Here is a 24,483-nt window from a genome sequence, read left to right as displayed (position 1 = left end):
TGAATTTTATGAATGTTGCTTATCAAGATAAAGACGGGCTAGCAGGTCGAATTCATTAATACTCAAAGTTTCCGCTCTTCTTGTTTCATCAATACTGGCTTTTGCAAGTAGGTTTTTTCCGTTAATTGATTTAAGAGAACTTCGTAACATCTTTCGACGTTGGCCAAAGGCGGCGGCAGTAATGGTCTCCATTGCTTTAAATAAGGCAGGTGAAGGTTGTTTTTTATATGGAATAATTTGTATCACGGATGAATAAACTTTTGGTGGAGGAAAAAAAGCACCCGGTGGAATTTGCTTAAGAATGGTACAGGACGCAATCCATTGAGAAATAACGGATAACCGACCATAAAATTCAGTATTCGGTGCCGCACAAATTCGATAGGCAACTTCTTGCTGAAACATCAAGGTAAAGCGTTCCCAGTGATTTGCCTGTTTTAACCAATTTAGTAAAAGAGCGGTTCCAACATTATAAGGTAAATTTGAGATAATTTGTCTTGGTGCTTGACATAAAGTGCTTAAATCAAACTTCAAAGCATTTCGTTCAACAATTTTAAATCGTTGCGGGTAATATTTTTTTAATTCTTGTAATAGGATAACGGCACGATTATCAATCTCTACACCTGTGACAGTTTCGGCATTACTTGATAAAATAGCACGTGTGAGTCCCCCTGGGCCTGGACCAACCTCGATAATGTTCTTATTTTCAAGATCTCCAGCAAGACCAATAATCTGTTCGTTGATTTTTGGATCAAGCAGAAAATGTTGTCCCAGTGATTTTTTAGCCAAGAGATTATGTTTATGAATTGTTTCCTTTAGAGGGGGAAGAATGTTGTTTTGATTGTTTTTTATGGGGGTCATTATTTTGTACAGGGGTGTGATATTCGATAATAGCTTGTCTATGTAAATCGCGATCTAATTGTTGAGAGGCTTGTTCAACACGTTGATTCAATAATTGATTGGCAATTTCACTTGCAGAAATGTCGGAAAGATTTTTGCGTTCCTTTGAACAGACCATAAGCAATGAGATACCGTCAAGGGAAACTAAAGGTTTACTGATTTGACCCGGTTGCAAATCTTTAAGTATGTTAGCCATTTCAGGATTTAAGCGTTCAAGTTGAAGTTCTCCAGGATCGGAAGGTCTTATGTTTCCAGCCTTTTTATTGGCATCTTCCATTTGTTGGCATGAATGTAAGGTGCTTTTATATTTTGTTGTTTGGTTTAATGTGGCAACCTGTTGCGGGGTTGGTTGTTGAGGGTTCAGTTTGGAACTAAAAGGTAGGAAAACCTGTCGTATTTTCATCAGGGTTCCCATCTCATTACCAATGGTTCTGCGTCCGCTAAGCATTGCGATAATATAGCCGCCTGCTACCTTAATAGGATTTGAGATTGCACCAATAGGCATTTTTCTTGCAATAGCTACCACTTCTGGATCCAGATTGTCTTCTTGAACCCATCCCAATGCACCACCCTGTAATGCACTCTGGGATTGTGAAAATTGGGCCGCTACAATCGGAAAAGCAGCACCATTACGTAATTGCTGAATAATGGTTTCAGTAAATTGCAATTCTTGTTCAGGGTGACGAGCATTTTCAACCGGTACGAAGATTTCGTTGATAAGATATTCAGGTTGTCCCACTTCTTGTTTAAGGGCTTTTTCACGTTGTTCAACTTCTTTCGCAGTAATTCGCGATTGGGTGCCCAATTCTTGTTGCACCACTTTTCCCCAACCAATTTGCAATCTGATTTGATCAATTAAAGTGGTTAAAGAAACTCCATCCTCAGCCAATTTATCCCTTAAGGCGTGTTCAGGCATATTATTTTGTTTTTCAATTCCTGAAATTGCCTTGGCAATCTGTTCAGGGGAAATGTTGACGCTGCGTCTTAGCATTTCTTGAATATGCAGGCGCTCGGTAATCATCTGTTTAATCAGTTGTGGACGCATATGTTGCATCACTTCAGGACTTAAATGAATTCCGGCTGTTAATTCAAAGAGTTTCTCACGATTTGCTATATCGCGCTGTGTCAATAATTGACCATTAATAATGGCGATAATTTTGTTTTCATCATCAGATGAGGTTGCTGTAGATGAGAGATCTTCACCATCATGCAAAGTTGTTGGAGGTATTGGGGAATTGGAAATGGCGTGATGTTTTATATTTGCCATGGTATGTGCAATACCGTGACCTGTAAAAACGTAACCAGCCAATAGGAATGATATGATATATTTTTTATATTTTAATACAGTTTCTGAAAGCATAAACATAATAATTGTCATCATCCGTTAATTCCAAATACGCCAATTGTCTTGAAGTTTAGCATAAATAGGACCATGTCACTATTTTCTTCACCGTTAATCATTGTTTTTTGTTTGAAATAAATTACATCGGCACTAAAACAGTCGTTTCGATAACCAACAGTACCTCCATAGGCAACTGTTTCCTTTCGTGAAATGCTTCTTCTTCCAAAGGCGGAGGCATGCCAATGATCCCAATCGGTTGAAACACCCAATGTCAATTCGTTTGTTTTCTGCCAATATAATTTGGAGGCGCCCTCATGATCATATGGATTTCTATAGAAGTAATAATAAGGGGTTACAGGTTCATATATATATCCACCATTAATGCCAAAATGAGAGAATCCAAAATTGAATAAAGCGTCTGCAAAATTGACTTTACCGTCATAAGGGTCAACACGAGTTCTTCCTGTTGCGGTTAACCATTGGACAGGGGATATACGCAGGCGAGAGACTACGTCAGACATATGATGGTCGAGACCTGAACGTGCTGGCATGTGTCCTTGAATATGTTCCTGATAGCTTTGCCCGACAAGAAAATCGACTTGATGGCCATTCCAGGTCCAATTCCCATGTACACCAACATTGGCACGGGCGCCGCCATCCAAACGATCAGTGCCTTGAAAACGGTTTAAGGCAAAAAGGGTTGTATCTGTGAATTCATAATTCCAGCTGTCTTCATTGGGCATATAGAAATTGCGGCCACCTTTTGAATGAGGAGCGGCAATTAATTGAACAATAGGTTCTATGATTTGAGTTCCTGTTGAGTCACCTATGTGAAACTCTCTCAGGAAGGGCCAATTCATTTTAACGGCAAATGTAGGAAGTGCTTGTCCTGTAAATTGGCTTTTTCTGGTTCTGTAAAACCCGGGCTGTTCATTGAGATGTGTTCCTCGATATATATTTGAATCAACATGTAGTGTAATAAGCCATTTTCTACCTGCACTATCATCAAAAGGTCTATCCCAATTCAAGGCAACTTCACCACGTTGGTCATTAACACCACGTGGACGATAAAGAACAAAATTAGTGGTGTTTAATGAAAATCTTCCTCCTAGTGCATCAGGTTGTCCAAAATAGCTATAAGTATATCGAGGTAAAGAAAAAGGAAGATCGGAATTGTTTATAACCCCGCGATTTAATCCTTGAAAGGCTTGTACGCTAACTTTTGAATAGGATCCTTCACCAAACCCTTCAAGATACAAATCAGATTCTAAAGTATCTTGTCCATAACCGTTAATACGGTAATCACGCATGTAATTTGCAGAACTTGCGACATTGATATTTCCACCATAACGCCAGTGATCGTTTAATGCCCATTCTGTTTTTAGGAATAAATAGCCTTGTGCACCTTTTTTAAATTTATCTACAGATCGGTCGGCATAGGAATTGTACCAGGCATGTTGACCAACGGTATCATCGGCAATACCACCTTCCACTCTTAACATTCCCTTGTTGAAACGGGCGCGATAGACTGTGGAAAGCTGTGGTCCTGTTTTGGTCGCAAAAAGAGGAATAAAGGTTAGGTCAGACCATTTATTTATAGCCCAATAATAGGGAATGGTTGTGTAGGCCCCGATATATTTACTGCTCCAATTGATACTGGGAATTAGGAAACCACTACGCCGTTTTACAGATGGATCCGTAATTGAAAAGAAAGGCATGTAAAATACCGGAATTCCCCAGAAATCAATGAAAGTATCTGAGAAATCAATGCGTTGATTTTCCATATCACGGATAGCCTGATAGGATCGAAACTGCCAAAAAGGTGATTTTTTGGGGTTTTTCGCGCAAATGGGGCAGGCGGTATAAACTGATCGACTAAAATCATGGACTTTACCTCCTGTCCGACGTGCCCCGTTGGCGGCAAGTTTGCCTCCATCAGCAAGCAGGGCATAGACCTGATCCATAATTCCCTCCTGCATGTTATTTCCCAGTTGCGTATGCTGGGTAAACAAGATTTCACCATCGGGTTCGACCATGGCGACATTACCTGATGCAGTAGCGATGTTTGTTGTTTTGTTAAAAGTAACCTTATCGGCCCTCAAGGTATGATCATTTTGCCAAATATGCACGTCACCTTCCCAAACAACCTCACCAGCCTTGGAATCATAGGAAACTTTGTCAGCCTGAAATGTGATGGGGTCTTTTCCACTGAAAGGTGCCGCATTGGTTTTTCCAATATTACTATGAGCCATTTGCATTTGTTGTTGGGCATTGGCGACAGAACAAAAAATCCATAAATTAGCGATAAAAGAACTGCTTAAAATACTGAATGCAAGAAAAGAGTAATATTGATTTTGAAGGATTCTTGCTTTCATGATTTTTTGAACAAGTAAGGAGGATAAGGATCTAGACATTAGCCGTCTTCCAGATGAATAAGTAGGGATATTGCGAGACACAAGCCGGCTACGGTTGGAGCCCATGCCGCGATAAAAGTTGGCAAGGCACCTGATTCTCCAAAACGTTCAGCTATTTTGGAAATTGTGAATAAGGCAAATCCCGCTGCAATACCAGAGCCTATCATTCTTGCAACACCTCCGCGTCGAGTTGATCGAGTGGCAAACCCCGCAGCAACCAACGCCATTGTACTTGCAAGTAAAGGTTGGGCTAAAAGCGCTTGAAAATGAAGCCTGTGGCTAATGGATGAAAAACCTGATTTGTCTAGCAATTTAATAAATCCTGGTAAGGCCCAAAAAGATAAGGTCTCTGGAGATGAAAAACTATCTTCGATATTATGTAAAGTTAAATCAGTTGGTATTTTAATAGTTCCTAATTTAATCGGGAACTTATTCGGTTTTATAGAATAAGCATTGTATAATACCCAGTAAAGATTATGTTGCAAATACCCTGATGGCGATTCAATACGATCCAGTAAATGATTCGCTTCATCTAATCTTAGAACACTAACATCGCTTAAATGTAAATTGCGGTTGATAACATGTACTTGTTGGGCATGCAAAATTGCCACACCTCGAGAGGTTAATTCTTTATCAGATTGTCTTATCCATAAAGAGCCACCTGACATATTCGTCAGTTTTCCACCACCGGTTGTTAAATAGGTTTGATCCAGAATTTCTGCCTGTCTGTAAAGGGTGGAAGAAACGGGGGATATGATTAGTGTGGAAAATAATCCAATTATAAAGGCACAGGCAGTAGGTGCCATTAGGAACTGCCATACGGAAATTCCTGCTGCTCTGGTAACAATAAGTTCAGAAGATCGTGTAAGCTTCCAAAAACAGATTATTCCCCCCAAAAGAATTCCAAAGGGAAGGATCTGCATGCAGAAGTTGGGAATATGATCCAGGGCAATATACGCAACAATACTTGTTGAAACTCCTGGTCTTGTGGCAATGCGACGTAACAGGTCAATAAAGTCGAATAATGATACCAATCCTGTCAAGGCCAGAATCATGGAAATGGAAGCCGAAAAAAATTGTCGAGCGATATAGATCGAGATTGTATAAGCGGTGAGCATAATCTATAACTTTCGGCCGTATGAGGAAGGATGGAATGATGCATTATGATGTAATTTAGCCATCATTTCAGATCCGAACAAAGTTACACCAGCGATTATTCCTGGAAGTATGGCAATAATCCACATTAAAAAAATCAGGTTGGTATTGCGACTGGCCAAATTTTGCATAATCAGCGAGGCGGCGAGCAAACCCACAATCGTAAAAATTGCTGCCAGAGGTCTTAGAATATTGCCAAACCGAGCAAAACTTCCTTTTAAAACACTGACAAGAGCAATGAGTGTAAAAGATATAATTGTCAGAGGTGAGGTTAATCGTCGGTGAGCCTCTACGGCAAGTTTCCCGTAATCTTTATTGGCAACCTCTTCTGGATCGGGATGTAATAACTCGTAAATTGACATTTCTGTTGCATCACGGGATCGTGCGGCATCGTTACGATTAGAGGACAAATCAATGGTATTACGTTCGAAATTTAGAATATTCAAACGGCCGGTTTTGTGATCAATGACCTCTCTGGATCCGTTAAATAACACAACTTGAGGTTGATCATTTAGAATGACCAGATTTCCTCTTTCTGCCAGAATGGTTGCCTTATTATTGGGTTGGCGATCATCTTCAATTAGTATTCCTTGTAGATTTCCGTTACTGTCTTTGGATTTAATATAAACGGTTAAATTATCAGAAGCGTTAGTGAATACTCCTTCCTCCAGCATGAATGCCGCCATTTTATTGCGAATTTTGTATTCAAATTTCCGGAAAGTGTGATAGGAGGTTGGAACAATCCAAACATTTAATAAATAACAGAAAATCATTGAAATAATTGAGCATATCAAACCTGGTCTTGCCAGGGAAAAAGAGGATATGCCAGCCGCGCGCATAACAATGATTTCACGATCACCATCCAGTCGCTGATAAATGAATTGGACAACGACAAATGTTGTTATCGGTAAAATAACGGCGACAAAAGATGGGATTAACAAGCCGGTTAATTGCAGGAAAACTTTAAGAGACAGTCCTCTTTCAACAACCAAAGAGACAAAACGTAAAGACTGGGTTAGCCAGATTAGAGCCGCCAATCCACCCGTGGTGGCAATCAGGGCAATTAGTAATTGCCGTAAAATATAACGGTCAATCATAGGTAGACGCAAGAATGTAAAAAATTGCATTAGTTAATATCCTGCTTTATACCTAAAAGGCTTTCTCTAATTAAATACAAAAGTAAAATTAATTATAATAACGAATGATAATAGCAATATTTTATTCTAGGCAGATATTGCAAGAATAAAATATTACTAATTTATTTTTTTCTGAATAAGTTGCAGATGATTTTATTCGTGATCTTTAAGATTTGGGGAATATTTTTCCAGGATTTAAAAGATTATCGGGGTCAAGTGCCTTTTTGATTTTTTGCATCAAATCAAGTTCAGTTTCGCTTTTCCATTCGGACATCATATAATTTTTAAGTTGTCCCACACCGTGTTCTGCTGAAAAAGAACCGTGTAGATCAAACACGATTTTGGATACAATATTCATTAAATTGTGACTTTTTTGCATAAATTCATCAGGATCTTCATGTTCAGGCTGAACAAGGTTAAAATGGATATTTCCATCCCCCAAATGACCAAATGGTGCGACGCGGATACCTGGATACGTTTCCTGGCAAGCTTGGGTGGCACGAACAATAAATTCAGGAATGGCTGAAATTGGAACGGAAACGTCATTTTTGATATTTGCACCAGCCCTTTTTTGGGATTCGGCTTGTTCCTCTCTCAATTTCCATAGGTTTTGCCGTTGAGTTTCACTTTCGGCCAGAACTGCATCCAATACAATTCCTTTTTCAAAAGCCTCTTCAAGAACGGTTTCCAGTAATGCTTTTAATTTATCCCCTTTTTCAGGCAGAGCCAGTTCAACCAAAATATAAGTTGATGTTTCTGTTTCAAGGGGAAAATAGATGTCATCGATATTAGAACGAACTAATTGCATTCCTGTTGATGAAATATATTCAAAAGCTTGTAGTGCAGCAGGATTATAATTGTGAAAAAGTCTTAAAAGTTTCAAGGCTTGATGGATGTCTGCAAGGGCGCATAACGCGACTTCAGTTGATTTTGGTTTCGCATGCAGCTGGATAACTGCCGCCGTTATAATGCCAAGCGTTCCCTCTGATCCTATAAATAATTGTTTAAGATCATAACCCGTATTGTCTTTTCTCAAATGCCGCAAAATATTTAAAATTTCGCCTTTTGCTGTAACAACTTCCAATCCTAGAATGAATTCACGTGTATTACCGTAACGTAAGGTGTTGTTACCACCTGCATTGGTGGCGATAATTCCGCCTATTTGGGCTGATCCTTGTGATGATATCATGATTGGGAGATATAAATCAGATTTGAGAGCAATATTTTGCGCCTCTTCAAGAACAAGACCCGCTTCGACGGTCATAGTGTAGTCAATTGTATTGATATCTCTGATTTTATTCATACGATTGAGGCTAAGCACGATTTGCTTTTTATCTGGAGTGGGGGAGGCTCCTCCCACCAGACTTGTATTTCCGCCCTGAGGTACAATTGCAATTTGGTAGTCATTGCATAATTTTACAATTTCAGCAACCTGCTCTGTTGTTTTTGGACGGACAACGGCAAGACTGTTAGCGTGAAAAATTTCGCGCCAATCCGTATCATAGGAAATTTTTTCCTTAGGATCTGTAATTATTCCTTGTGTGTCAAGAATAGAGGTCAGGTTATTGATAAAATCAGAATTATCCATAAAAACTCACATTAATTTAAATAAATTGAATTATTTGGAGGGGGTGTTGAAGAAACAGAGTGATAAATAGCGGTAGTGGCAATGCCAATTAATAAACCACAAATGAAAAAAATGATGCCAAGAATTTTTTTAAAGGGTTCTTTGGCCTGATTACTATAAAGTACTGATTGGATTTCTGCCCGTGATTGTTGCGTCAACAATAATTCGGAACGTAATGATTCGTTTTGAACCCGTAAGCTGCGAATGACAGTATCCAATCGATTAATATCTTGAGTAAGACTGGTAATCTGTGATCGTGCTTTGATAAGATCAGCATTGTTAGTAGTGCTTTTACGACTGCGGGATGATGGTTTTGTTTCAGGTTTTGGTGGATTTTCCGCAATGGAATAAAAAATGTTTTTTATTGCTCCACCAGTAACCATATTCTTTTTTGCCCTTTTTTTCAGGGTTTCAAGGGCATTTGCTGATTGACCTGGTTCATTTTCAAGAACCAAAGCCAGGATATCGGCCAGTATTTTCAGCTCTTTTTTATCAATGTTTTCGGTCATGATTCCAACTATGGTCTAGGTGCGGCAGCACGTTGAAGTCTATCACAAATAGCCCGACCGATGCCATAATCGGGAATAGGCATAACGGCAATTTTTTGCAATCCGAGTTTTTTCCCTTCTGTATCAAGAAATCTCAAATTTGCAAATAAATTCCTCGCAGCTTCTTCAAGATTTGAAGTCGGACTTAGGTTAACCGAAAGAGGGGCCTGTAAGGTGGTTTTACCGAAGGCAAGCAATGCTTCATTTGCCAAAACATGTGTGCAATTCAGACGAACCGTTAAAGAAGGTGCATAATGCGAACTTAATTGCCCGGGTGCGGTGATTTTTGTTTCTACAGAATCTTTAAAAGATAGCGGTCCGCAAATGGAACTCAGAGATTCAGCAGAAATTCCGCCAGGTCGAAGTAATTTGGGATAATCATCGCTTACATCCAAAATTGTACTTTCGACACCAATTTGACACGGACCAGAATCAAAAACAGCATCGATTTTTCCATTAAGTTCCTGATAGACATGTTGAGCTGTTGTAGGACTGACGTGGCCCGAAACATTGGCGGAAGGTGCGGCAATCGGCTTTTGACAGTATTCAATAAGCTGACGGGCTGTTAACGAATTTGGAATACGGACGGCCATTGTTGACAGATGAGCTGTTGCAGCTTGGCTGATTTGTGTGTTTTTTTGTTTGTTTAAAATAAGAGTTAATGGACCAGGCCAAAATTTAAGACCCAATTCATATGCCAGATCATTCTTTTCAACAAATTGGAAAACATGCTCAAGTTGTGCAAAATGGATAATAAGCGGATTAAAATTTGGACGTCCTTTTGCTTGATAAATTTTTGCGATAGCGTGGTTATTGGTGGCATCGGCGCCCAATCCGTAAACTGTTTCGGTTCCAAAGGAAACCAATCCGCCATCATGTAAAATCGAGGCGGCTTTGTGGATATTGAATGGCGTGTTGGTAAGTAAAAGTGTCATTGAAATTAAAAGTCTGTATTTTTTAAATAAGAATCAATCGGTATGCTTGAACAGTAGAAATTATGATTTTTCCAATTTTTTTTACCATATTGCAATGGCTGATTATTGAAATCGTGAATAATTCCACCTGCAGCCTCGAGAATTGCCTGAGGTGCAGCGGTGTCCCATTCCATGGTTGGACTGAAACGAGGGTGTAAATCTGCCTTTCCCTCTGCAATGCGCAGGATTTTTAAAGTTGAACCAAAACGTTCAACAGATGAAGTGTTAAATAATTTCAAAAATTTTTCAAAGGATGGATTTTTTATGCATCGAGGTGAAAAAAGAACACGAAACTGTTGATTGGGTGGGGAAAGAACATGAATGGGTATAATTCGGCCAGTTTTATCAATTTTCCAAGCCCCTTTATTCACAACACCAAAAAAATATTCGTGATAAGCAGGACAGGCCACAACACCAAGAACAGGTTTATGATCCCTTATCAGACCGATATTAATCGTGAAATTGTCACTATGTTGAATGAAGCCTTTTGTTCCATCCAGGGGATCAACCAACCAGAATTCGGATTTTACCGGAATTTGTATCCCTGAAGCTATTTCCTCTTCAGCAATAACGGGAATAGAGGGAGTATATTTTTTCAGCCCCTGAATAATTATTACTTCTGAAGCTTTATCAGCCTCGGTAACAGGGCTTGAATCGTCTTTGATTTTTATGTCAAAATTCGTTTTACGAATAGAATTGATCTCGTCAGCAGCCTGTTGAGCAATGGAGATAACTCTCGATACAAGTTCTGTATCAGAAAAATGGGTCATTAAATAAAATCCAACACTAGGGTCAATTGATCTGATAAGATAGGCAGAAAGCTGAGAAAAATACTTTAAAATCAGTGACAGATTGATTTTCGGTATCTTTTTTTCAAAAAATGGACGTAATTTATAGTCATAAATACTACGATCAATGATAAATTTGAATAGAATATAGTAACTTTATTTTAGGGGAGATAATTTCGTGACACTCGATATTCAGTTTACGAACCTGCATAAACCAGAAAAAGGTAATATTGTGTTATTCTCGTTTGAGAATGATGAGGGTGGTGATTCTGTAAAGGTTATTAATAAGATTATTCATAATGCCCTGGATCGGGCGATGAAGGCAGATAATTACACGGGTAAGTTTGGACAGGTTTGCAAACTTGTTTCTCCTGATGAAAATCATGATTATATCCTGGTCGTTGGTCTGGGAATGAAGGATAAGTTTTCCGTCAGTAAAGCCAAAGAAGCAGGTGGAATTGCGCTTCAGGCCTTGCAAAGGAAAGTGGAATCTTTTCATATTATGGCGGATTGGGATTTCACGGAATATGCGGGGTATCTTGTTTTAGGCGCCGTTTTGAAAAATTATGAATTTAAAAAATATTGCCTTGATAAAAGTAAAAAAGATGAATTCAGGCAATTAAAAGCGATAAAAATTATGGCTTCTGACTATGAAGGGGCGCAAAAACAATGGACTGACTTGTCTGCGGTGGCTGACGGGGTCTATTTGACCAGGGATCTTGTTAATGAACCCGCTAATCAGTTAAATCCTGCCGAATTTGTAAATCGTATCAAAAAACTTGAATCGTTGGGTTTGACGGTTGAAGTAATCAATAAAGAGAAAATGCAAGAATTAGGTTTTGGTGCTCTTCTGGGTGTGGCTCAAGGTAGTAATAACGAACCTTATACGGTTGTAATGCAATGGAAAGGAAATCCTGATGATAAAGATCCGCCTCTCGCTTTTCTTGGAAAAGGTGTCACTTTCGATTCCGGAGGTATTTCCTTAAAACCAGCAAATGGCATGGAAGACATGAAAATGGATATGGCTGGCGCCGCGACTGTAACAGGATTGATGTCTGTTCTGGCCAAGCGTAAAGCCAAGGTGAATGTCATTGGTGTTGTAGGTCTGGTTGAAAACATGGTATCTGGTCATGCACAACGCCCCGGAGATATAGTTCGCAGTGCCTCTGGACAGACAATCGAGGTTTTGAACACGGATGCAGAGGGACGATTGGTACTGGCAGATTTACTTTGGTATACGCAGGATCGTTTCAAACCGCGTTTCATGGTCAATCTTGCAACATTAACCGGAGCCATGGTTGTTGCACTTGGATATGAATATGCCGGTCTTTTTTCAAATGATGATGAACTGGCAGGTAAATTGTCGACAACCGGTCATGATTCCGGAGAAAAATTATGGCGTATGCCAATGGGCGATGCTTATGATAAAGCGATCAATTCTGACTTTGCGGATATGAAAAATATTGGTGGGCGTGATGGAGGATCCATTACCGCCGCACAATTTTTAAAACGATTCGTTAATGATACTCCATGGGCTCATTTGGATATCGCCGGAACAGCCTACACGGCAAAACCCAATTATTGCGGTCCAAAAGGGGCGACAGCTTTCGGTGTAAATCTGTTAAACCATTTTGTTGAAACTTATTACGAAAAATAAGGGAATTCGATGACCTCTGTTGGTTTTTATCATTTGACCCGAACAAGTATGGAGCAGGCGCTTCCCTCTTTGCTGATACGCACAAGACAACAAAAACAAAAAGGGATTGTTCTATGCAAGGATGATGAACAGTTGAAAAAACTGACAGAGATTTTATGGAATATTATAGACCCTATTTGGTTACCACATGGTTGTCATGCAAAAGAATATCGGGATGAATATCCTGAATGGCAACCAATTTGGTTGACGACTTTTGAGGAAAATCCAAACCAGGCAGCCTATCTGTTTGTTGTTCATGGTCAATCAGTGAATGATATCAGTCAATTTGAACGGGTGTTCGATTTATTTGATGGAAAAGAGGAACAGTTTGTATTGGCGGCTCGTGAACGGTGGCGTAAACTGAAAAAGGCTGGGCATGATTTGACTTATTGGAAACAAACAGAAAAAGGGTGGGAAAAAGGTTGATACAGTTGATCAAGCGATTATGAAATATTATTCGTAAAATCATATTATTTGAAATTACTATGAGTTTTTAGGGGTAAAATTCTGTCAACATTAATTTTGTGTTTGATCATATTAGGAATCGTTTTATTGTTTTATCAAACAAGTATACTCTATCTTGTTAACGTTGGGTTTATAAAATCTGAAAGATATTACTTTCCTAAGTTATTTTTTAGTTTTCCACTTTATGGATCTATCACTGGGGCTTTTCTTGCCTTTCTTGCACTGGTATTTCATTCCGACCCATTATCATTTTATCCTTTTATTCTAAGTGACGTATATAAAATCAGTTTCTATTTAGATGGGCTATCTTGTTTTTTCCTTTTGTTGTTGTTTATGACTGCCTTTTTATTCTTATATTATCAACCGTTGTTGTCTAAAAATTGTTATTTTCTCTTTTTAAATATTATCGCCATATCCTTTTTTGTTGCAGGAAATTTCTTTTTTCTGATTTTTCTTTTATCATTGGTTTTATTGATTATTTATCAGGCAGATCAGAAGAAAAATTTGGTTTATTGGATTGCTTTTGCATGTTTGTTGGGGGTCATGAGCTTTTTACCTGTTATGAGTGATAACCAGTTTAGTCCAAGAGATATTGATTTTTCTAGGATTATGCAATCCAATAATATAGATTGTCTGTTTTTTTTATCACTTTTGCCTATATGTTTTCTGCTTGGATTATTTGATTTTTTTCATAACGAAAAATCTGATGAGAAACTTAATAGAATTGGTGATATTTCTTTCTATTTGATTTGTTTAAAAAGCTTGATTGGATTTTATGCATTATTAAGATTTATCATCAGTGTTAATGATTACAAATTTTCCCTTATCTTGATTTTATTTACTGGATTTCTAGGCTTAACATCTGCATTGCGTTTGGGTTGGTCCAGTTTAAAAAGTGTAACTGTATACGATCGGTTACGATATTTATATTCTTTGAACAATGCATTATGGCTTGAGCTTGTTTGCATCCTTTTATTTTCAATTCATTTTCAAAAATTAGCCATACTGTCTTTGACGTATGATTTTCTTTTCTTTGGATTATTAATTCAGAATTTAGGATTTGCACTGGCTTTTCTATTAACTTTTTTTTTGAAAAGACATATCAATCAGGCACTTTCAATTTGTACCTTTTTTTGCCTAGCACTTTTGTTGTCTGGTTTTCCTCCATTTCCCGGATTTACGCTGTTATGGGGGAATTTGCAACTAGGCATGAATGTCATATTCAGTCATTATTTATTCAATATGATATTTGCATTATTTTTTATAGGATGTAATTCTGTTATTTTTCTTTTTTTAGTTCTGGGATGGATCAACTTACTTTTAAATCTTTATAAAAAAAATCGGCATCAATTTAATCTATCGTCAAAACTATCATTTAATTTTTTACAAAAAAACGGAAAAGGGATCAGGATTTATTTATCCGGTCTATTTCTTTTGTCCTTTTGCCCGGGAATAATATCGTTTCTAATCTATCCAATAAAAAAAAATCTAATTCACACGGAAAAATTATACTGGTTTGCATTCAAAAATGATGAATTGCAATTTTCGTTTTCCCCTGTTTTTCCAATGATATATTTATTAATCTTGGCGGGTTTATTTTATCTTGTGAAAGAGAAAATTAAATTTAAAGCGTTGATAAATCAAACAAAAAAATATGTTGTTTCAGAACAGGGTGTCTATGAAGGTCATGTTGATAAAACCAGTTTCGGTTTTGGTGAAAAAACATTCATCTATACATTGGCTGATATTTTACTTTTTAAAAAATATTTGGTTATAAAACGTAAAGGATATGTAGAAAGTGTAAAATATTATCGTTGCTTTTCTAATTATAGAAATTATTTTAATTTATTGATTTGGGAAAATGAGCAGAAAGTTTTTATATCTATAATTATTATCTCTTTGTTATTAATAGGATTTTTTGTTAGATGATATTTCTGTATTGGCTGATGTCCCTATTAATGATCCTATTTCATGTATTATTGATTTTAGGTATGGCACCTTTAATTATGGTGTTTATGGAAAGGTTGAATGGAAAAATTCAGGGAAAACCTTTGGAATCATCCCAATATGTATTACAAAATATCAAAATTATATATTCACGAATTTTAAATTTTCTTTTTAAAAAAATATTGTCTGTCAATACCCTGATTTATTTAATAACTATTGGATTATTAGTAACTGTGGCAATATCTATTCCGATATTTTCAACAAATACCCTGGTTAACAATAATTCCGATTTTATCTTTGTTACGATATTGTTAATATTTGTACCTTTTTTGATATTTTTTCTTGTTTTTCAAGATTGCTCACTGTTATGTTTCAAAAATTCGCAGCGGATTATGTTCCAAACCTTCATGTATATTCCTGCAATTTTACTGATCGCTATGGTTTGCCGTTTAAATACAAAAAGTACAGAGCTTTCGCATATTGTCCTTTTTTTTCATAATTCCACAAGTTTGATAAATTTGGCCCTATGCCCTCTTTTTATATGTGCATGTTCTCTATTTTTTCTTGTTCTAGATATACCGGATTTTTTGAATTTTATTGAGAAAGATGGGTTTGATGGAGACGAGAAGGCAATCTTGTTTTATATTTCCAGTCTCCAGTTTCTGATCTGGCTATCCCTGATTGCGTTTTTAATATGGCCCCAGAGTATTGCCATCTTTGATTTACAGACAAAATCCTTGATGTATTGGTTGTTAACCGCTTTTTTTGGATTATTGGCATGGAGTGGTAAAATTGTCATAGAATGTATTGTAATTTCTATAATGAGAAATTTCTTATTTTTGTCCAAGGGTTATTACAAAATTGGTATCGCAACAGTATTGAATTTTGTGGCCGTTGTCATTTATTTTGCAGGTTTAGGCGGAATATAGAATGGTATTTGCCTTTTTTATGAGTCTGCTATTACTGATTACGATAAGCGGCATTTCTTCGTCTTCGTTACAGGCAGTTATTCATTCTATACTGACGGGATGCTGTCTTTTATCTGGTTGGCAGAATGCACTTAACAGTAAAATTACGTTATTGAGTTTTTTTATGCTTTTCATTGTGGCAATTTTTTTTACGGTCATTTTGAAAGGACAATATTTCCAGCATACTTTGAAAACCTTATTTACAGGATTATTCTTGACCATTCTTGCTGTTTCCCTTGTTGTCCATGTATTGCCGCCTTCATTGTTCCGCTTGGAATATGGAATAGTTTTATCTATAATTCTGGTTGGGGTATTTTATAGCATGAGCAGTCAAGCAATCGGAGGACAAATTGCTGGTATGCTATGTGTATTGAATGCTTTAACCCTTGTCGTTGGATTGAATAGTCAATTCTATGCATTTTTTACTCTTTTTGCTTTTTATGTTGTGTTTTTGCTAGCTTCTATTTTTATCATGCAACGTTTTGGACAGGTTGACTGTGTTCGGAAATGGTGATTTAGCAAAAATTTTGTATTGGAGTTGTGTTCTCTGGCCCGTGGCAGGAATCATAGGAATTTATGCCTGTCATCATCAGCGTGCAAAAATCCGATGTCATTTTATTGTAACAATAATCCTTTTTTTTATTACGGTTGCATCGGCATTTATTCATGATGATTTTTATCTTTCCGTTATTTGGAAACATGACGAGTTAACAAGTTTTTTAAGGGTTATGATCGCTATAGGTAGCATTATTGCATCAATAGTTTTGAAATTCATGGTTCCTGGCCAATTAAGTTCATCTGGAAAGCAAAAAAAATTATCCTATAGTCTCGGCCTCTATCAATTAATTATCTGTACCGCCATGATGGCTGTAGCTATTAATAATTTTTTTATAGCGCAGATTTGTTTGCATAGCATGATTTTCCTGTCTTTTTTGGCTTGTTTTATTCATGGTGGGGGAGAACAGATACAGGCGGCCTGGGAATACTTCCGCTATATGCTTTTTTTTATGATAATGGCTTTGATGGGTGTTTTCATTCTTGAGTTATCTGTTGGACAAACCTATCCCATGTTACCCCGTTTTGGCAGTTTTATCTTGGCGTTTAGTATTGTTCAAATGATCGGGTTGTTTCCCGTATTCATCATTTTTCTACGTTTTGTCAATCATTTGCCCACTTTAATTGGCAGTATTATCTTTTTTATCATCCCAGTTGCTTTTCTCTCCTTATTCATAAGATTATTTCAAATCTCATCTTATCAAAACCCTCAATCATTTCTCATGATATTAGGGTTGATCAGTTTCATTATCATTATTATAAAGGAGAATGATGATCCTTTTTTGTATTCCCCGTTTTTGATCACTATTTTGGCAGCTTTGGCTGGTATTTTTTCCAATGAATTTCAGGGTTTATACAGTTTTTGCCTTTTCATAACCGTTCTGGTTATTTATGCACCGTTAGGGTATATTCTTCGAAAAAGTCCTTTTGCTGTGGATTCTAGAGGTTGGTTTGTCATTGCAATATCTGCATTTCCGCCATTTGGCATATTTTTTGCATGTGCAATTTTGATTGCGAGTGTGTTTGCAAAGTTTCCCTGGTTGGGATCATGCTTGTTTTTATTGTTTTTTGTAAGAGGGTTTTTTCTGTTTAAAAAAAATAATATTCAATTATTTTCTCGAAATATTTTTACAAAAGAGGGTGGATGTTTATTGAGCCTGATTTTTTTACCCTCTTTGGTTATTCCTATCATTGCCAAATATTGGCTATTTCAAATTGCAATGCAGTTTATACAAAAGTGATTGTTTCTGAAAAATGGTTGATAAAAAAACATTTGTTCAGCGTTCCCTAAAATTAATAGATTGTCTTAAAAATCATCAAACAGATAGTAGGTTTTTCATTTCTCTTGATGAACAAGAATGGACGGAGATGCTTGCAGCATTAAAAACTGATCGGCTTATGTTCCTAACGATGTGGTGTAAGGGGGATACTGTTTTTGTTTTATTTCTTGAGAATGGATACAAGCCCATTGGCGTTCGTATTTCCGCATCAATGAACCGTTATCTGGCCTTGTCTTCTGTAAGACCCGCTGCCATTATATATGAAAGAATGATCTGGGAGTTATGGGGTAAGGAAGCAATGAATGCTGTTGATTTACGCCCATGGTTGGATCGGGGTTTATGGAATAACTGCTGGCCATTGTCAGAAAAACCAGGGCCTGTCTTATGGCCTCCAGAAAGACAAGAAAATCCATCTGTCTCTCATTTACTGAATAATGGAGGGGAGATAACGGTTATTGATCCCTCCAATGCGACAGAAAAATTGCCTGTGCTGTGGCGTTTTCTTAATATGGGTGAGCGGATTATCCGAGCTGAATCAGTGTACGGATATACGCATAGAGGAATTCTATCCAATCTGTATAATAGAAATAGTTTGGAAATATTACCTTTAATAAGCCGTATTAACGCACTTGATTCCGTTGCGCATCAGATTGCCTTTTCTCATGCGATTGAAGATATTGCAAATTTTGTCCCTTCCTTACCTGTTTTGAGAAAACGTATCTTATATTCTGAATTATCCAGAATTGCAGCCTATCTGCTTTATTTAACACGTTTATTTCGCGTGTTAGAAGTAGAGTTGGTTGCCAGCCGGTGTGATCTGGCGCGTGAACTCCTTATGCGTTGGAATATACATTATTTTGGGCATCGCTGGTTAATGGATTGTGTTTTTCCTGGTGCTGTTTTTTTAGGGCAAGAAAATGATAAAAAAAGACATTTTCCTAAAAAAATTAAATATTTGATTGATCAGGCATTTAATTTGGCTATAACCTTGCCTGGCCTGGGTGACTATCTTCAAAATATGGGAATTTTATCTCTAAAAAAAGCAATTGATTTCAATATAGGTGGAATTGTTGGGCGGGCTTCCGGACGGGATGTGGATTTGCGTCGGTATATGTCTGAATACCGATTGGAATGGCTGCCACCTCCGAATTTTACAAAAGGGGATGTTGATGCACGTATGCAATTATGGTTTGTTGAAATAAAAACATCGTTAAATATAATTGATATACTTCTAAGGGAAGAAAATAATGAGGAAGCGTTCAAATCCTCTCAAGAAATTATTATTGAAAAATTAAATGGGGAAGGGGTTGGTGTTTGTGAAGGGGTACAAGGGGATTTATGGTATTATGTGAGACTAGAAGCGGGGGTTATAAAAGACGTATTTATACGTGATCCTGGTGCCAATCAGGCCTATGTCTTGCAAGATGTATTAAAAAATGAACATTTTGATAATCATGTATTGATAAAGGCGTCATTTGGTCATTTGGTAACAGGCGTAGATCTATAAAAGGAAAACTAGTGGTTTTTATTAAATCGTTAATCGATTCATTAACTGGAAAAATAAAACCTGTTCAAAAATTTGCCGGTCAAAAAAAACAGGATATACATGTATTTCATATTGGATGCGGAGACTGTAATGGATGCACGTTTGAACTGCAGGCCTTAAACGGGACCGCATATGATATAAAAGATACGGGGATAAAATTTGTTGGACATCCTGCTGATGCAGACTTGTTGTTAATATCAGGGCTGATTACTCGTGCTATGCTTCCTTATATTGAAAAAAGCTGGAAATTGATTTCTAAATCAAAAGCGATTGTAACAATTGGATCATGTGCAATTAACCGACATATTTTTGCAAGTAATTATGCGATCTTGGGTGAAAATGTTGGTGACGAGGAATGTATTTTGCAAATTGAAGGATGTCCGCCTTTACCTTCCACAATTATGGATTGTTTAATGAAATTGAAACGGAATACGTCTTCTAATTTTTATTCAAAAAGTCCTCCCCCTTTTTCGTCTTCACAAGAATTGTCTGGGCATCAGCTTTTAGACGATGGTAACTGCGATAACTCAATGGAATTAGACTCAGATATAAAATCCCGCTTAAAGCCAAGGTTCCCCAAGGATCTGCTACCAAAATAGTTGCGAAGATGCAGGTGCTTAAAAATATAGGCATGACGTAAGGTGTGGGAATTTTAAAATTTTTGAATGACCAGATCGGTAAGGTAGAAATCAGCAAAAAAGATGTTATGACTAAAATTGTAATTGTCAGGATTTCGGAATGGGCGATGGAATTAAGAAAATCAATTTGATAATGCTTGCTTTCCAAGCCAAGAAAAACAGGAAATAAAACTATTCCAGCACCTGCCGGGGCAGGGACACCCGTAAAAAAATTGCTGGCATATTGAGGTTTGTTATCATCAAGTGCGGCATTAAACCGTGCCAGACGTAAAGCCATGCATACCGTAAATATTGCACAGGGAATAAAAGAATAATCCCCTCCATTTTTAAGGGACCATAAGTATAAGACAAGACTTGGAGCAACCCCGAAGGACAAAAAATCGACAAGGCTGTCCAATTCTGCACCAAATCGACTTGTACCACGTAATAAACGGGCAATTCGCCCATCCAACCCGTCAAAACAGGCAGCAATTAATATGGCGATAACAGCCTCATTGAACCTTCCATGAATTGCACTGCGAATACTGATCAGACCGGCACACAATCCAAGAATTGTCAATAAGTTTGGAATAATCCGATTAAAGGAAATTCCCTTGACACGGGGACGAATTTTTTGTCGTAACATTAATTTATGTTCTGGGTTAAAAGAGCGTTTATAATTTTGCAACAATCGTTTCGCCGCCGATCATGGTTTGCCCAACCTCAACACAGGGTTGACACCCATCGGGCAGGTAAAGATCCACTCTGGAGCCAAATCGGATCAACCCATAAATATCACCCATATTAAATTGTTGATTTATATCGGCATTACATACAATTCTTCTGGCAATCAATCCGGCAATCTGAACAACAACCACCTTTTTTCCATCTGGTAAAGTTATGCAAATTGCGTTGCGTTCATTATGTTCTGATGCTTTATCCAGTGAAGCGTTAAAAAATTTTCCCTTGATATATGATCGTGCGGTAATTTTTCCAGCGACAGGGATGCGTTGTAAGTGGACGTTGAAAATGGAAAGAAAAATAGAAATGCGCCAGACCGGTTTGTCATCCAAACCTAAATCAACAGGAGGGGGAATATAGTTTATGGCTGAAACGGTTCCATCTGCTGGGGAAACAAGAATATCATTTTTATGGGGGACAATTCGCTTGGGATTACGAAAAAAATACCAGCAAAACCCCAAAAATAAGCTTCCTATAAGACCAATTAAATGTCCGATCCGAGCATGAATGCGATAGCCAATAAAACTTATCAAAGCAGAGATGCAGAGAAAAGGATATCCAGCTTTGTGCGGTTTACTAATATTTGTTCGGATTGAATGTAAAATAGACATCAGGGAATTCCTTAGGGGATGGTCGTTTGTTATTTTTACAATTTTCTTTTGCGATTCCAGTTGGGTTTCGGTAATTTTTGATTTAAAATTCTTTTTTTTGAAGCGGAAAAGATTGTAATCGGGGCATAGAGATTTTTTCGGATTTCAATCAGATGGTATTCTCCTCCAAAGGGAATGAAAAAATGACCTAAAAATTCTAACAGCTTATTTCCATATAGGGAAAAGGAATTCATTATTTTAGATGGAAAATAAATAATTTTTTCATAATAAACAAGTTGAAACATATGTTCTTTTAATATTTTTCTTAATTGATAAATGTAAAAGCTTTTTTTTTGATACTCAAAAAAATTAGATAAATTAAATATTCCCCACCATTTTAATTTATTAGGAAGTAAAAGCAAAATTTTGCCATCATCTTTTAAAATTTCCCAACAAGACCTTAAAGTTTTATGAATGTTATAGATGCCGATCGGAAAGAATGGATAAAAAATGATTCGGTCAAAACTGCATTTTGCGAAAGGAAAACGATTGTATGTAAAACAACATGTTTTTACTGATGGAAAATTTTCTAAATTGGATAATTCATTTAGGTTCTCTGCAAGATTACCCTGAATATGATTATGGGGTGAAGATTGCAGAATGAAATCTTGAGGAATAGTACCAAGGGTGAGTAAAGAAAGCCCTCGTAGATCTGGCCACAGGTGCAGAAACTTATCAGTAAGATAGATTACTGATCCTGGTTGAGTATTATTTGGTATAATACTAGAATTAGCCTTAGGATTCATTATTGATTTCCAGAAGAATCATTTTGTTATACAAGAATAAAATATTGAAATAAAGAAAGAGAATGTCTGTTCTTATTAAGCCTATTCCTTTTTATGAAACCAATTATGCGTGGCTATTATATGATAAAAAAACCAGAAATGCAGCTATTGTCGATCCTGGTAATTTTACTCCCGTTTTTAATACTATAAAAGATAAAAAACTGAATTTGCAATCGGTACTTGTCACGCATCATCATTCAGATCATACAGGGGGCATTCGCCAATTGAAAGACAAATTTAATTGTCAGATATATGCGCCTGATAAAGAAAAAAACAGTATTGTGGATGCTACGGATTATGTACAGGATCATGAACAGATCGACCTGGGTTTCGGTTTTTTTGAAGTTATAAATACGCCAGGTCATACTTTGGGATCTGTTTGTTATTATTCATATGATTTAGGTATAATTTTTACAGGAGATACTCTATTTAGCCTTGGTTGTGGTCGTTTATTCGAAGGTAGTCCAGAACAGATGTTTCAAAGTTTCAAACGGATAAAGTCCCTGCCTGATGAAATTATGGTCTATGCCGCTCATGAATATACTGAAGATAATGGTCGTTTTGCCCTGACAGTGGATTCAAACAATGAAGATTTGTTAAATCGTTTGAAGCAAGTGCAGCAATTGCGTTCGGAAAATAAACCATCCTTGCCTGTCATGCTGGCAATTGAAAAGAGAACCAATCCTTTTTTGATGGCCTTGACCGTTAAGGAGTTTGCACGCTTACGTAAGGCAAAAGATCAATTTTGATAGGTTTAAAAAGGAATGATTTCAATTTTTAATGTGTGGATATTAAGTAAGCAAGCATGATTTAGCAAGATTTAATTTTACGATAATAATTATGGAGAATTATTAATTATCGGTAAATTATCCACATTTTGTCAAAGCATGTGTTAAATCGGAAAGGAATCGTAAAGAATGGCTTGTAGGCGCAAATTATTATCTTTTCGTTGTGTTCTTTTTTTTAAAGTTATTTTATTTTCAATAAATAGATCCACCAACTTATCCACAATTCATAAAAAATGTTACATGATATTATTATCCCAGCTTTTTTCTATGGCAAATAACACTTTCTTGCGATTTGACAGGTCTGTAATGACTGGATGCAAATTAATATAAATTGTTCCAGGTTTTTTTAGGAAAGAGTGGCGCCCCCAATGTAACCCTGAATTGGTGCTAACTGGAACAATTTTAAGGTCAAGTTGACTTGCAATAGCTGCAACACCGGCCTGCAGTTTAACTTTTTTACCATATTGTGAACGTGTACCCTCAGGAAAGATAATAATTTGTCGTTGATCTTTTATAGCGTTTTTACAATTCATGACAAGTTTTTTCAAAGCCCTTGCACCTCCTTGACGGTCAAGGGGAATCATTCCGGACAAGAGAAGCATTGGCCCGACAAGTGGAAGATGTATCAACTCTTTTTTCATTATATAGGCAGGACGCGGTAAAAGATTCATCCATATCAGGGTATCAAAGGCGGATTGATGCTGAGATGCTATTATAAAAGATGAGTCATTAGGTAAGAATTCCTTGCCTTTTATATCAATCTCTATTTTACAGATTTTTGTAAGACCCTTGATTGAAAGCTCAGTCCATAATTGTGCATAGGCCAAGGCACGTTTTTTTGCAAAATAACGGATATAAAAAGCAAAAAGACCCATGAACAGGGTTAGGGTAAAAAAATATATTGAGAAAAGTAGTGATCGAATAAAAGTCATAAAGGTCATGAAATCCGTTAATGTTTAATATTGATTAAATCATGCTTTGGTTTTGTCGTGTGAATTAATCCTGTATAGGCCATAAGTAGCTTATTGTATTCGATAAATAATAATCGAATAGAAGATATTTTTAAAACATTATCCTTATTGATGGTGTTGATCGAGAAGGGATAAAGAGGAATATCGTATAGAAGGTTTCTAAGTTCAAGAATGGCTCGACGCATATGATAATTTGAAGTTATTACCGTCAGGGATTGCAAATGGTAATAATGAACCCATGCCGCTGTTTCAATGGCATTACCCATGGTGGACGTTGCATTATGTCCCAGTAAAATATGGTCTTGACATGAAATTGCAGGAAAATTCGTAATTGAATTCTTTAAATCTTGCAGGGTTGTTGTTGCGCCAACTCCAGATATAAGCAGATATTGAGAACAATCTTTTTCAAGAAATCTAATGGCTGTATGGATTCTTCCGGTTCCACCGGTCAATACGACGATACCGTCCGTTAAAGGGGGGATAGATGAGAAACTTAACAAATCATATATAAAAACAACAAAACCACTTAACCATAAAAAAATGATGATTCCAATAATCTTGATCAAAAAATTCTGAGAGATTTTTTTTTTCAT

Annotated in this window: 22 protein-coding genes and 1 pseudogene; 9 read left to right on the top strand and 14 right to left on the bottom strand. The window is 36.9% G+C overall.

Going from position 1 to position 24,483, the window contains the following annotated elements; all coding sequences use genetic code 11:
* Positions 1-6: 6 nt before the first annotated feature.
* The 9 genes from rsmA to cysQ form a co-directional block, all read right to left on the bottom strand.
* Complete coding sequence (rsmA, locus tag H3T44_RS02590) at positions 7-858, bottom strand: 16S rRNA (adenine(1518)-N(6)/adenine(1519)-N(6))-dimethyltransferase RsmA (RefSeq protein ID WP_198184570.1); 852 nt, start codon at positions 856-858, stop codon at positions 7-9.
* Positions 797-2,278: a peptidylprolyl isomerase gene (locus H3T44_RS02585; RefSeq protein WP_232347484.1), complete on the bottom strand. Its 1,482-nt coding sequence runs from the start codon at positions 2,276-2,278 to the stop codon at positions 797-799. Before H3T44_RS02585 ends, rsmA begins: the two co-directional genes overlap by 62 nt.
* Positions 2,275-4,653: an LPS-assembly protein LptD gene (locus H3T44_RS02580; protein WP_232347483.1), complete on the bottom strand. Its 2,379-nt coding sequence runs from the start codon at positions 4,651-4,653 to the stop codon at positions 2,275-2,277. Before H3T44_RS02580 ends, H3T44_RS02585 begins: the two co-directional genes overlap by 4 nt.
* Positions 4,653-5,771: an LPS export ABC transporter permease LptG gene (lptG, locus tag H3T44_RS02575; RefSeq protein WP_155572100.1), complete on the bottom strand. Its 1,119-nt coding sequence runs from the start codon at positions 5,769-5,771 to the stop codon at positions 4,653-4,655. Before lptG ends, H3T44_RS02580 begins: the two co-directional genes overlap by 1 nt.
* Positions 5,772-5,774: 3 nt before the next feature.
* Positions 5,775-6,935 carry an LPS export ABC transporter permease LptF gene (gene lptF, locus H3T44_RS02570; RefSeq protein ID WP_122123869.1) on the bottom strand — a complete coding sequence of 387 codons (1,161 nt, stop codon included), beginning with the start codon at positions 6,933-6,935 and terminating at the stop codon, positions 5,775-5,777.
* A 175-nt stretch (positions 6,936-7,110) separates the two neighbouring features.
* Entirely contained in the window at positions 7,111-8,532 is a 1,422-nt protein-coding gene (locus H3T44_RS02565; RefSeq protein WP_198195895.1) for an FAD-binding oxidoreductase, read from the bottom strand.
* An 11-nt stretch (positions 8,533-8,543) separates the two neighbouring features.
* Entirely contained in the window at positions 8,544-9,080 is a 537-nt protein-coding gene (locus tag H3T44_RS02560; RefSeq protein ID WP_110438348.1) for a hypothetical protein, read from the bottom strand.
* Positions 9,081-9,088: 8 nt separating this feature from the next.
* Positions 9,089-10,054 (bottom strand): L-threonylcarbamoyladenylate synthase, encoded by a 966-nt coding sequence (locus H3T44_RS02555; protein WP_198195894.1) that lies wholly within the window; start codon positions 10,052-10,054, stop codon positions 9,089-9,091.
* 5 nt (positions 10,055-10,059) lie between these two features.
* On the bottom strand, positions 10,060-10,863 hold the full coding sequence (cysQ, locus tag H3T44_RS02550; RefSeq protein WP_198195892.1) for a 3'(2'),5'-bisphosphate nucleotidase CysQ: 804 nt from the start codon (positions 10,861-10,863) through the stop codon (positions 10,060-10,062).
* A 196-nt stretch (positions 10,864-11,059) separates the two neighbouring features.
* On the opposite strand from cysQ, the gene H3T44_RS02545 reads away from it, so the two are divergent.
* The 8 genes and pseudogenes from H3T44_RS02545 to H3T44_RS09075 form a co-directional block, all read left to right on the top strand.
* Entirely contained in the window at positions 11,060-12,538 is a 1,479-nt protein-coding gene (locus H3T44_RS02545; RefSeq protein WP_198195890.1) for a leucyl aminopeptidase, read from the top strand.
* A gap of 9 nt (positions 12,539-12,547) precedes the next feature.
* Positions 12,548-13,003: a DNA polymerase III subunit chi gene (locus tag H3T44_RS02540; protein ID WP_198195888.1), complete on the top strand. Its 456-nt coding sequence runs from the start codon at positions 12,548-12,550 to the stop codon at positions 13,001-13,003.
* A 582-nt stretch (positions 13,004-13,585) separates the two neighbouring features.
* A complete protein-coding gene (locus H3T44_RS02535) occupies positions 13,586-14,971 on the top strand; it encodes a hypothetical protein (RefSeq protein WP_198195886.1) in 1,386 nt (461 codons plus the stop codon).
* A gap of 410 nt (positions 14,972-15,381) precedes the next feature.
* Entirely contained in the window at positions 15,382-15,918 is a 537-nt protein-coding gene (locus H3T44_RS02530) for a hypothetical protein (RefSeq protein WP_155580710.1), read from the top strand.
* 19 nt (positions 15,919-15,937) lie between these two features.
* A complete protein-coding gene (locus H3T44_RS02525; protein ID WP_198195884.1) occupies positions 15,938-16,471 on the top strand; it encodes a hypothetical protein in 534 nt (177 codons plus the stop codon).
* Entirely contained in the window at positions 16,455-17,753 is a 1,299-nt protein-coding gene (locus H3T44_RS02520) for a hypothetical protein (RefSeq protein WP_198195883.1), read from the top strand. Before H3T44_RS02525 ends, H3T44_RS02520 begins: the two co-directional genes overlap by 17 nt.
* A 13-nt stretch (positions 17,754-17,766) precedes the next feature.
* On the top strand, positions 17,767-19,299 hold the full coding sequence (locus H3T44_RS02515; RefSeq protein ID WP_110438339.1) for a hypothetical protein: 1,533 nt from the start codon (positions 17,767-17,769) through the stop codon (positions 19,297-19,299).
* An 11-nt stretch (positions 19,300-19,310) separates the two neighbouring features.
* A pseudogene (locus tag H3T44_RS09075) lies at positions 19,311-19,748 on the top strand (NADH-quinone oxidoreductase subunit B); the annotation flags it as partial.
* A 28-nt stretch (positions 19,749-19,776) separates the two neighbouring features.
* On the opposite strand, the gene pssA reads toward H3T44_RS09075, so the two are convergent.
* The 3 genes from pssA to H3T44_RS02495 are packed head-to-tail and all read right to left on the bottom strand — an operon-like array spanning position 19,777 to position 22,092.
* On the bottom strand, positions 19,777-20,601 hold the full coding sequence (gene pssA, locus H3T44_RS02505) for a CDP-diacylglycerol--serine O-phosphatidyltransferase (protein ID WP_110438616.1): 825 nt from the start codon (positions 20,599-20,601) through the stop codon (positions 19,777-19,779).
* A gap of 28 nt (positions 20,602-20,629) precedes the next feature.
* A complete protein-coding gene (locus H3T44_RS02500; protein ID WP_255552111.1) occupies positions 20,630-21,310 on the bottom strand; it encodes a phosphatidylserine decarboxylase in 681 nt (226 codons plus the stop codon).
* 32 nt (positions 21,311-21,342) lie between these two features.
* On the bottom strand, positions 21,343-22,092 hold the full coding sequence (locus H3T44_RS02495) for a hypothetical protein (RefSeq protein WP_198195881.1): 750 nt from the start codon (positions 22,090-22,092) through the stop codon (positions 21,343-21,345).
* A gap of 62 nt (positions 22,093-22,154) precedes the next feature.
* Here H3T44_RS02495 and gloB point away from each other — a divergent pair, with 62 nt between their 5' ends.
* A complete protein-coding gene (gene gloB / locus H3T44_RS02490; protein ID WP_198195880.1) occupies positions 22,155-22,880 on the top strand; it encodes a hydroxyacylglutathione hydrolase in 726 nt (241 codons plus the stop codon).
* Between the two features lie 275 nt (positions 22,881-23,155).
* Here the strand turns inward: gloB and H3T44_RS02485 are convergent, their stop codons facing one another.
* Both H3T44_RS02485 and H3T44_RS02480 read right to left on the bottom strand, forming a co-directional pair.
* Positions 23,156-23,851 carry a 1-acyl-sn-glycerol-3-phosphate acyltransferase gene (locus H3T44_RS02485; RefSeq protein ID WP_232347482.1) on the bottom strand — a complete coding sequence of 232 codons (696 nt, stop codon included), beginning with the start codon at positions 23,849-23,851 and terminating at the stop codon, positions 23,156-23,158.
* Between the two features lie 17 nt (positions 23,852-23,868).
* Positions 23,869-24,483 (bottom strand): YdcF family protein, encoded by a 615-nt coding sequence (locus H3T44_RS02480; RefSeq protein WP_198195879.1) that lies wholly within the window; start codon positions 24,481-24,483, stop codon positions 23,869-23,871.

The organism is Commensalibacter sp. M0355 (genome assembly GCF_016101365.1).
GTDB lineage: Bacteria > Pseudomonadota > Alphaproteobacteria > Acetobacterales > Acetobacteraceae > Commensalibacter > Commensalibacter melissae.
The sequence above is the reverse complement of the archived record's forward strand: the minus strand, read 5'-3'. Positions and strand labels throughout refer to the sequence as shown.

Excerpts from the sequence above, each read along its gene's own strand:
- H3T44_RS02485 (WP_232347482.1), bottom strand. The coding sequence starts at position 23,851 with ATGACTTTTATTCGATCACTACTTTTCTCAATATATTTTTTTACCCTA.
- H3T44_RS02580 (WP_232347483.1), bottom strand. The coding sequence starts at position 4,653 with ATGTCTAGATCCTTATCCTCCTTACTTGTTCAAAAAATCATGAAAGCA.
- H3T44_RS02495 (WP_198195881.1), bottom strand. The coding sequence starts at position 22,092 with ATGAATCCTAAGGCTAATTCTAGTATTATACCAAATAATACTCAACCA.
- H3T44_RS02530 (WP_155580710.1), top strand. The coding sequence starts at position 15,382 with ATGTTCCAAACCTTCATGTATATTCCTGCAATTTTACTGATCGCTATG.
- cysQ (WP_198195892.1), bottom strand. The coding sequence starts at position 10,863 with ATGACCCATTTTTCTGATACAGAACTTGTATCGAGAGTTATCTCCATT.
- H3T44_RS02560 (WP_110438348.1), bottom strand. The coding sequence starts at position 9,080 with ATGACCGAAAACATTGATAAAAAAGAGCTGAAAATACTGGCCGATATC.
- H3T44_RS02515 (WP_110438339.1), top strand. The coding sequence starts at position 17,767 with ATGGTTGATAAAAAAACATTTGTTCAGCGTTCCCTAAAATTAATAGAT.
- lptG (WP_155572100.1), bottom strand. The coding sequence starts at position 5,771 with ATGCTCACCGCTTATACAATCTCGATCTATATCGCTCGACAATTTTTT.
- H3T44_RS02585 (WP_232347484.1), bottom strand. The coding sequence starts at position 2,278 with ATGATGACAATTATTATGTTTATGCTTTCAGAAACTGTATTAAAATAT.
- H3T44_RS02540 (WP_198195888.1), top strand. The coding sequence starts at position 12,548 with ATGACCTCTGTTGGTTTTTATCATTTGACCCGAACAAGTATGGAGCAG.
- H3T44_RS02535 (WP_198195886.1), top strand. The coding sequence starts at position 13,586 with ATGAGCTTTTTACCTGTTATGAGTGATAACCAGTTTAGTCCAAGAGAT.
- rsmA (WP_198184570.1), bottom strand. The coding sequence starts at position 858 with ATGACCCCCATAAAAAACAATCAAAACAACATTCTTCCCCCTCTAAAG.
- H3T44_RS02565 (WP_198195895.1), bottom strand. The coding sequence starts at position 8,532 with ATGGATAATTCTGATTTTATCAATAACCTGACCTCTATTCTTGACACA.
- H3T44_RS02555 (WP_198195894.1), bottom strand. The coding sequence starts at position 10,054 with ATGACACTTTTACTTACCAACACGCCATTCAATATCCACAAAGCCGCC.
- H3T44_RS02480 (WP_198195879.1), bottom strand. The coding sequence starts at position 24,483 with ATGAAAAAAAAAATCTCTCAGAATTTTTTGATCAAGATTATTGGAATC.
- gloB (WP_198195880.1), top strand. The coding sequence starts at position 22,155 with ATGTCTGTTCTTATTAAGCCTATTCCTTTTTATGAAACCAATTATGCG.
- pssA (WP_110438616.1), bottom strand. The coding sequence starts at position 20,601 with ATGTTACGACAAAAAATTCGTCCCCGTGTCAAGGGAATTTCCTTTAAT.
- lptF (WP_122123869.1), bottom strand. The coding sequence starts at position 6,935 with ATGCAATTTTTTACATTCTTGCGTCTACCTATGATTGACCGTTATATT.
- H3T44_RS02525 (WP_198195884.1), top strand. The coding sequence starts at position 15,938 with ATGAGTCTGCTATTACTGATTACGATAAGCGGCATTTCTTCGTCTTCG.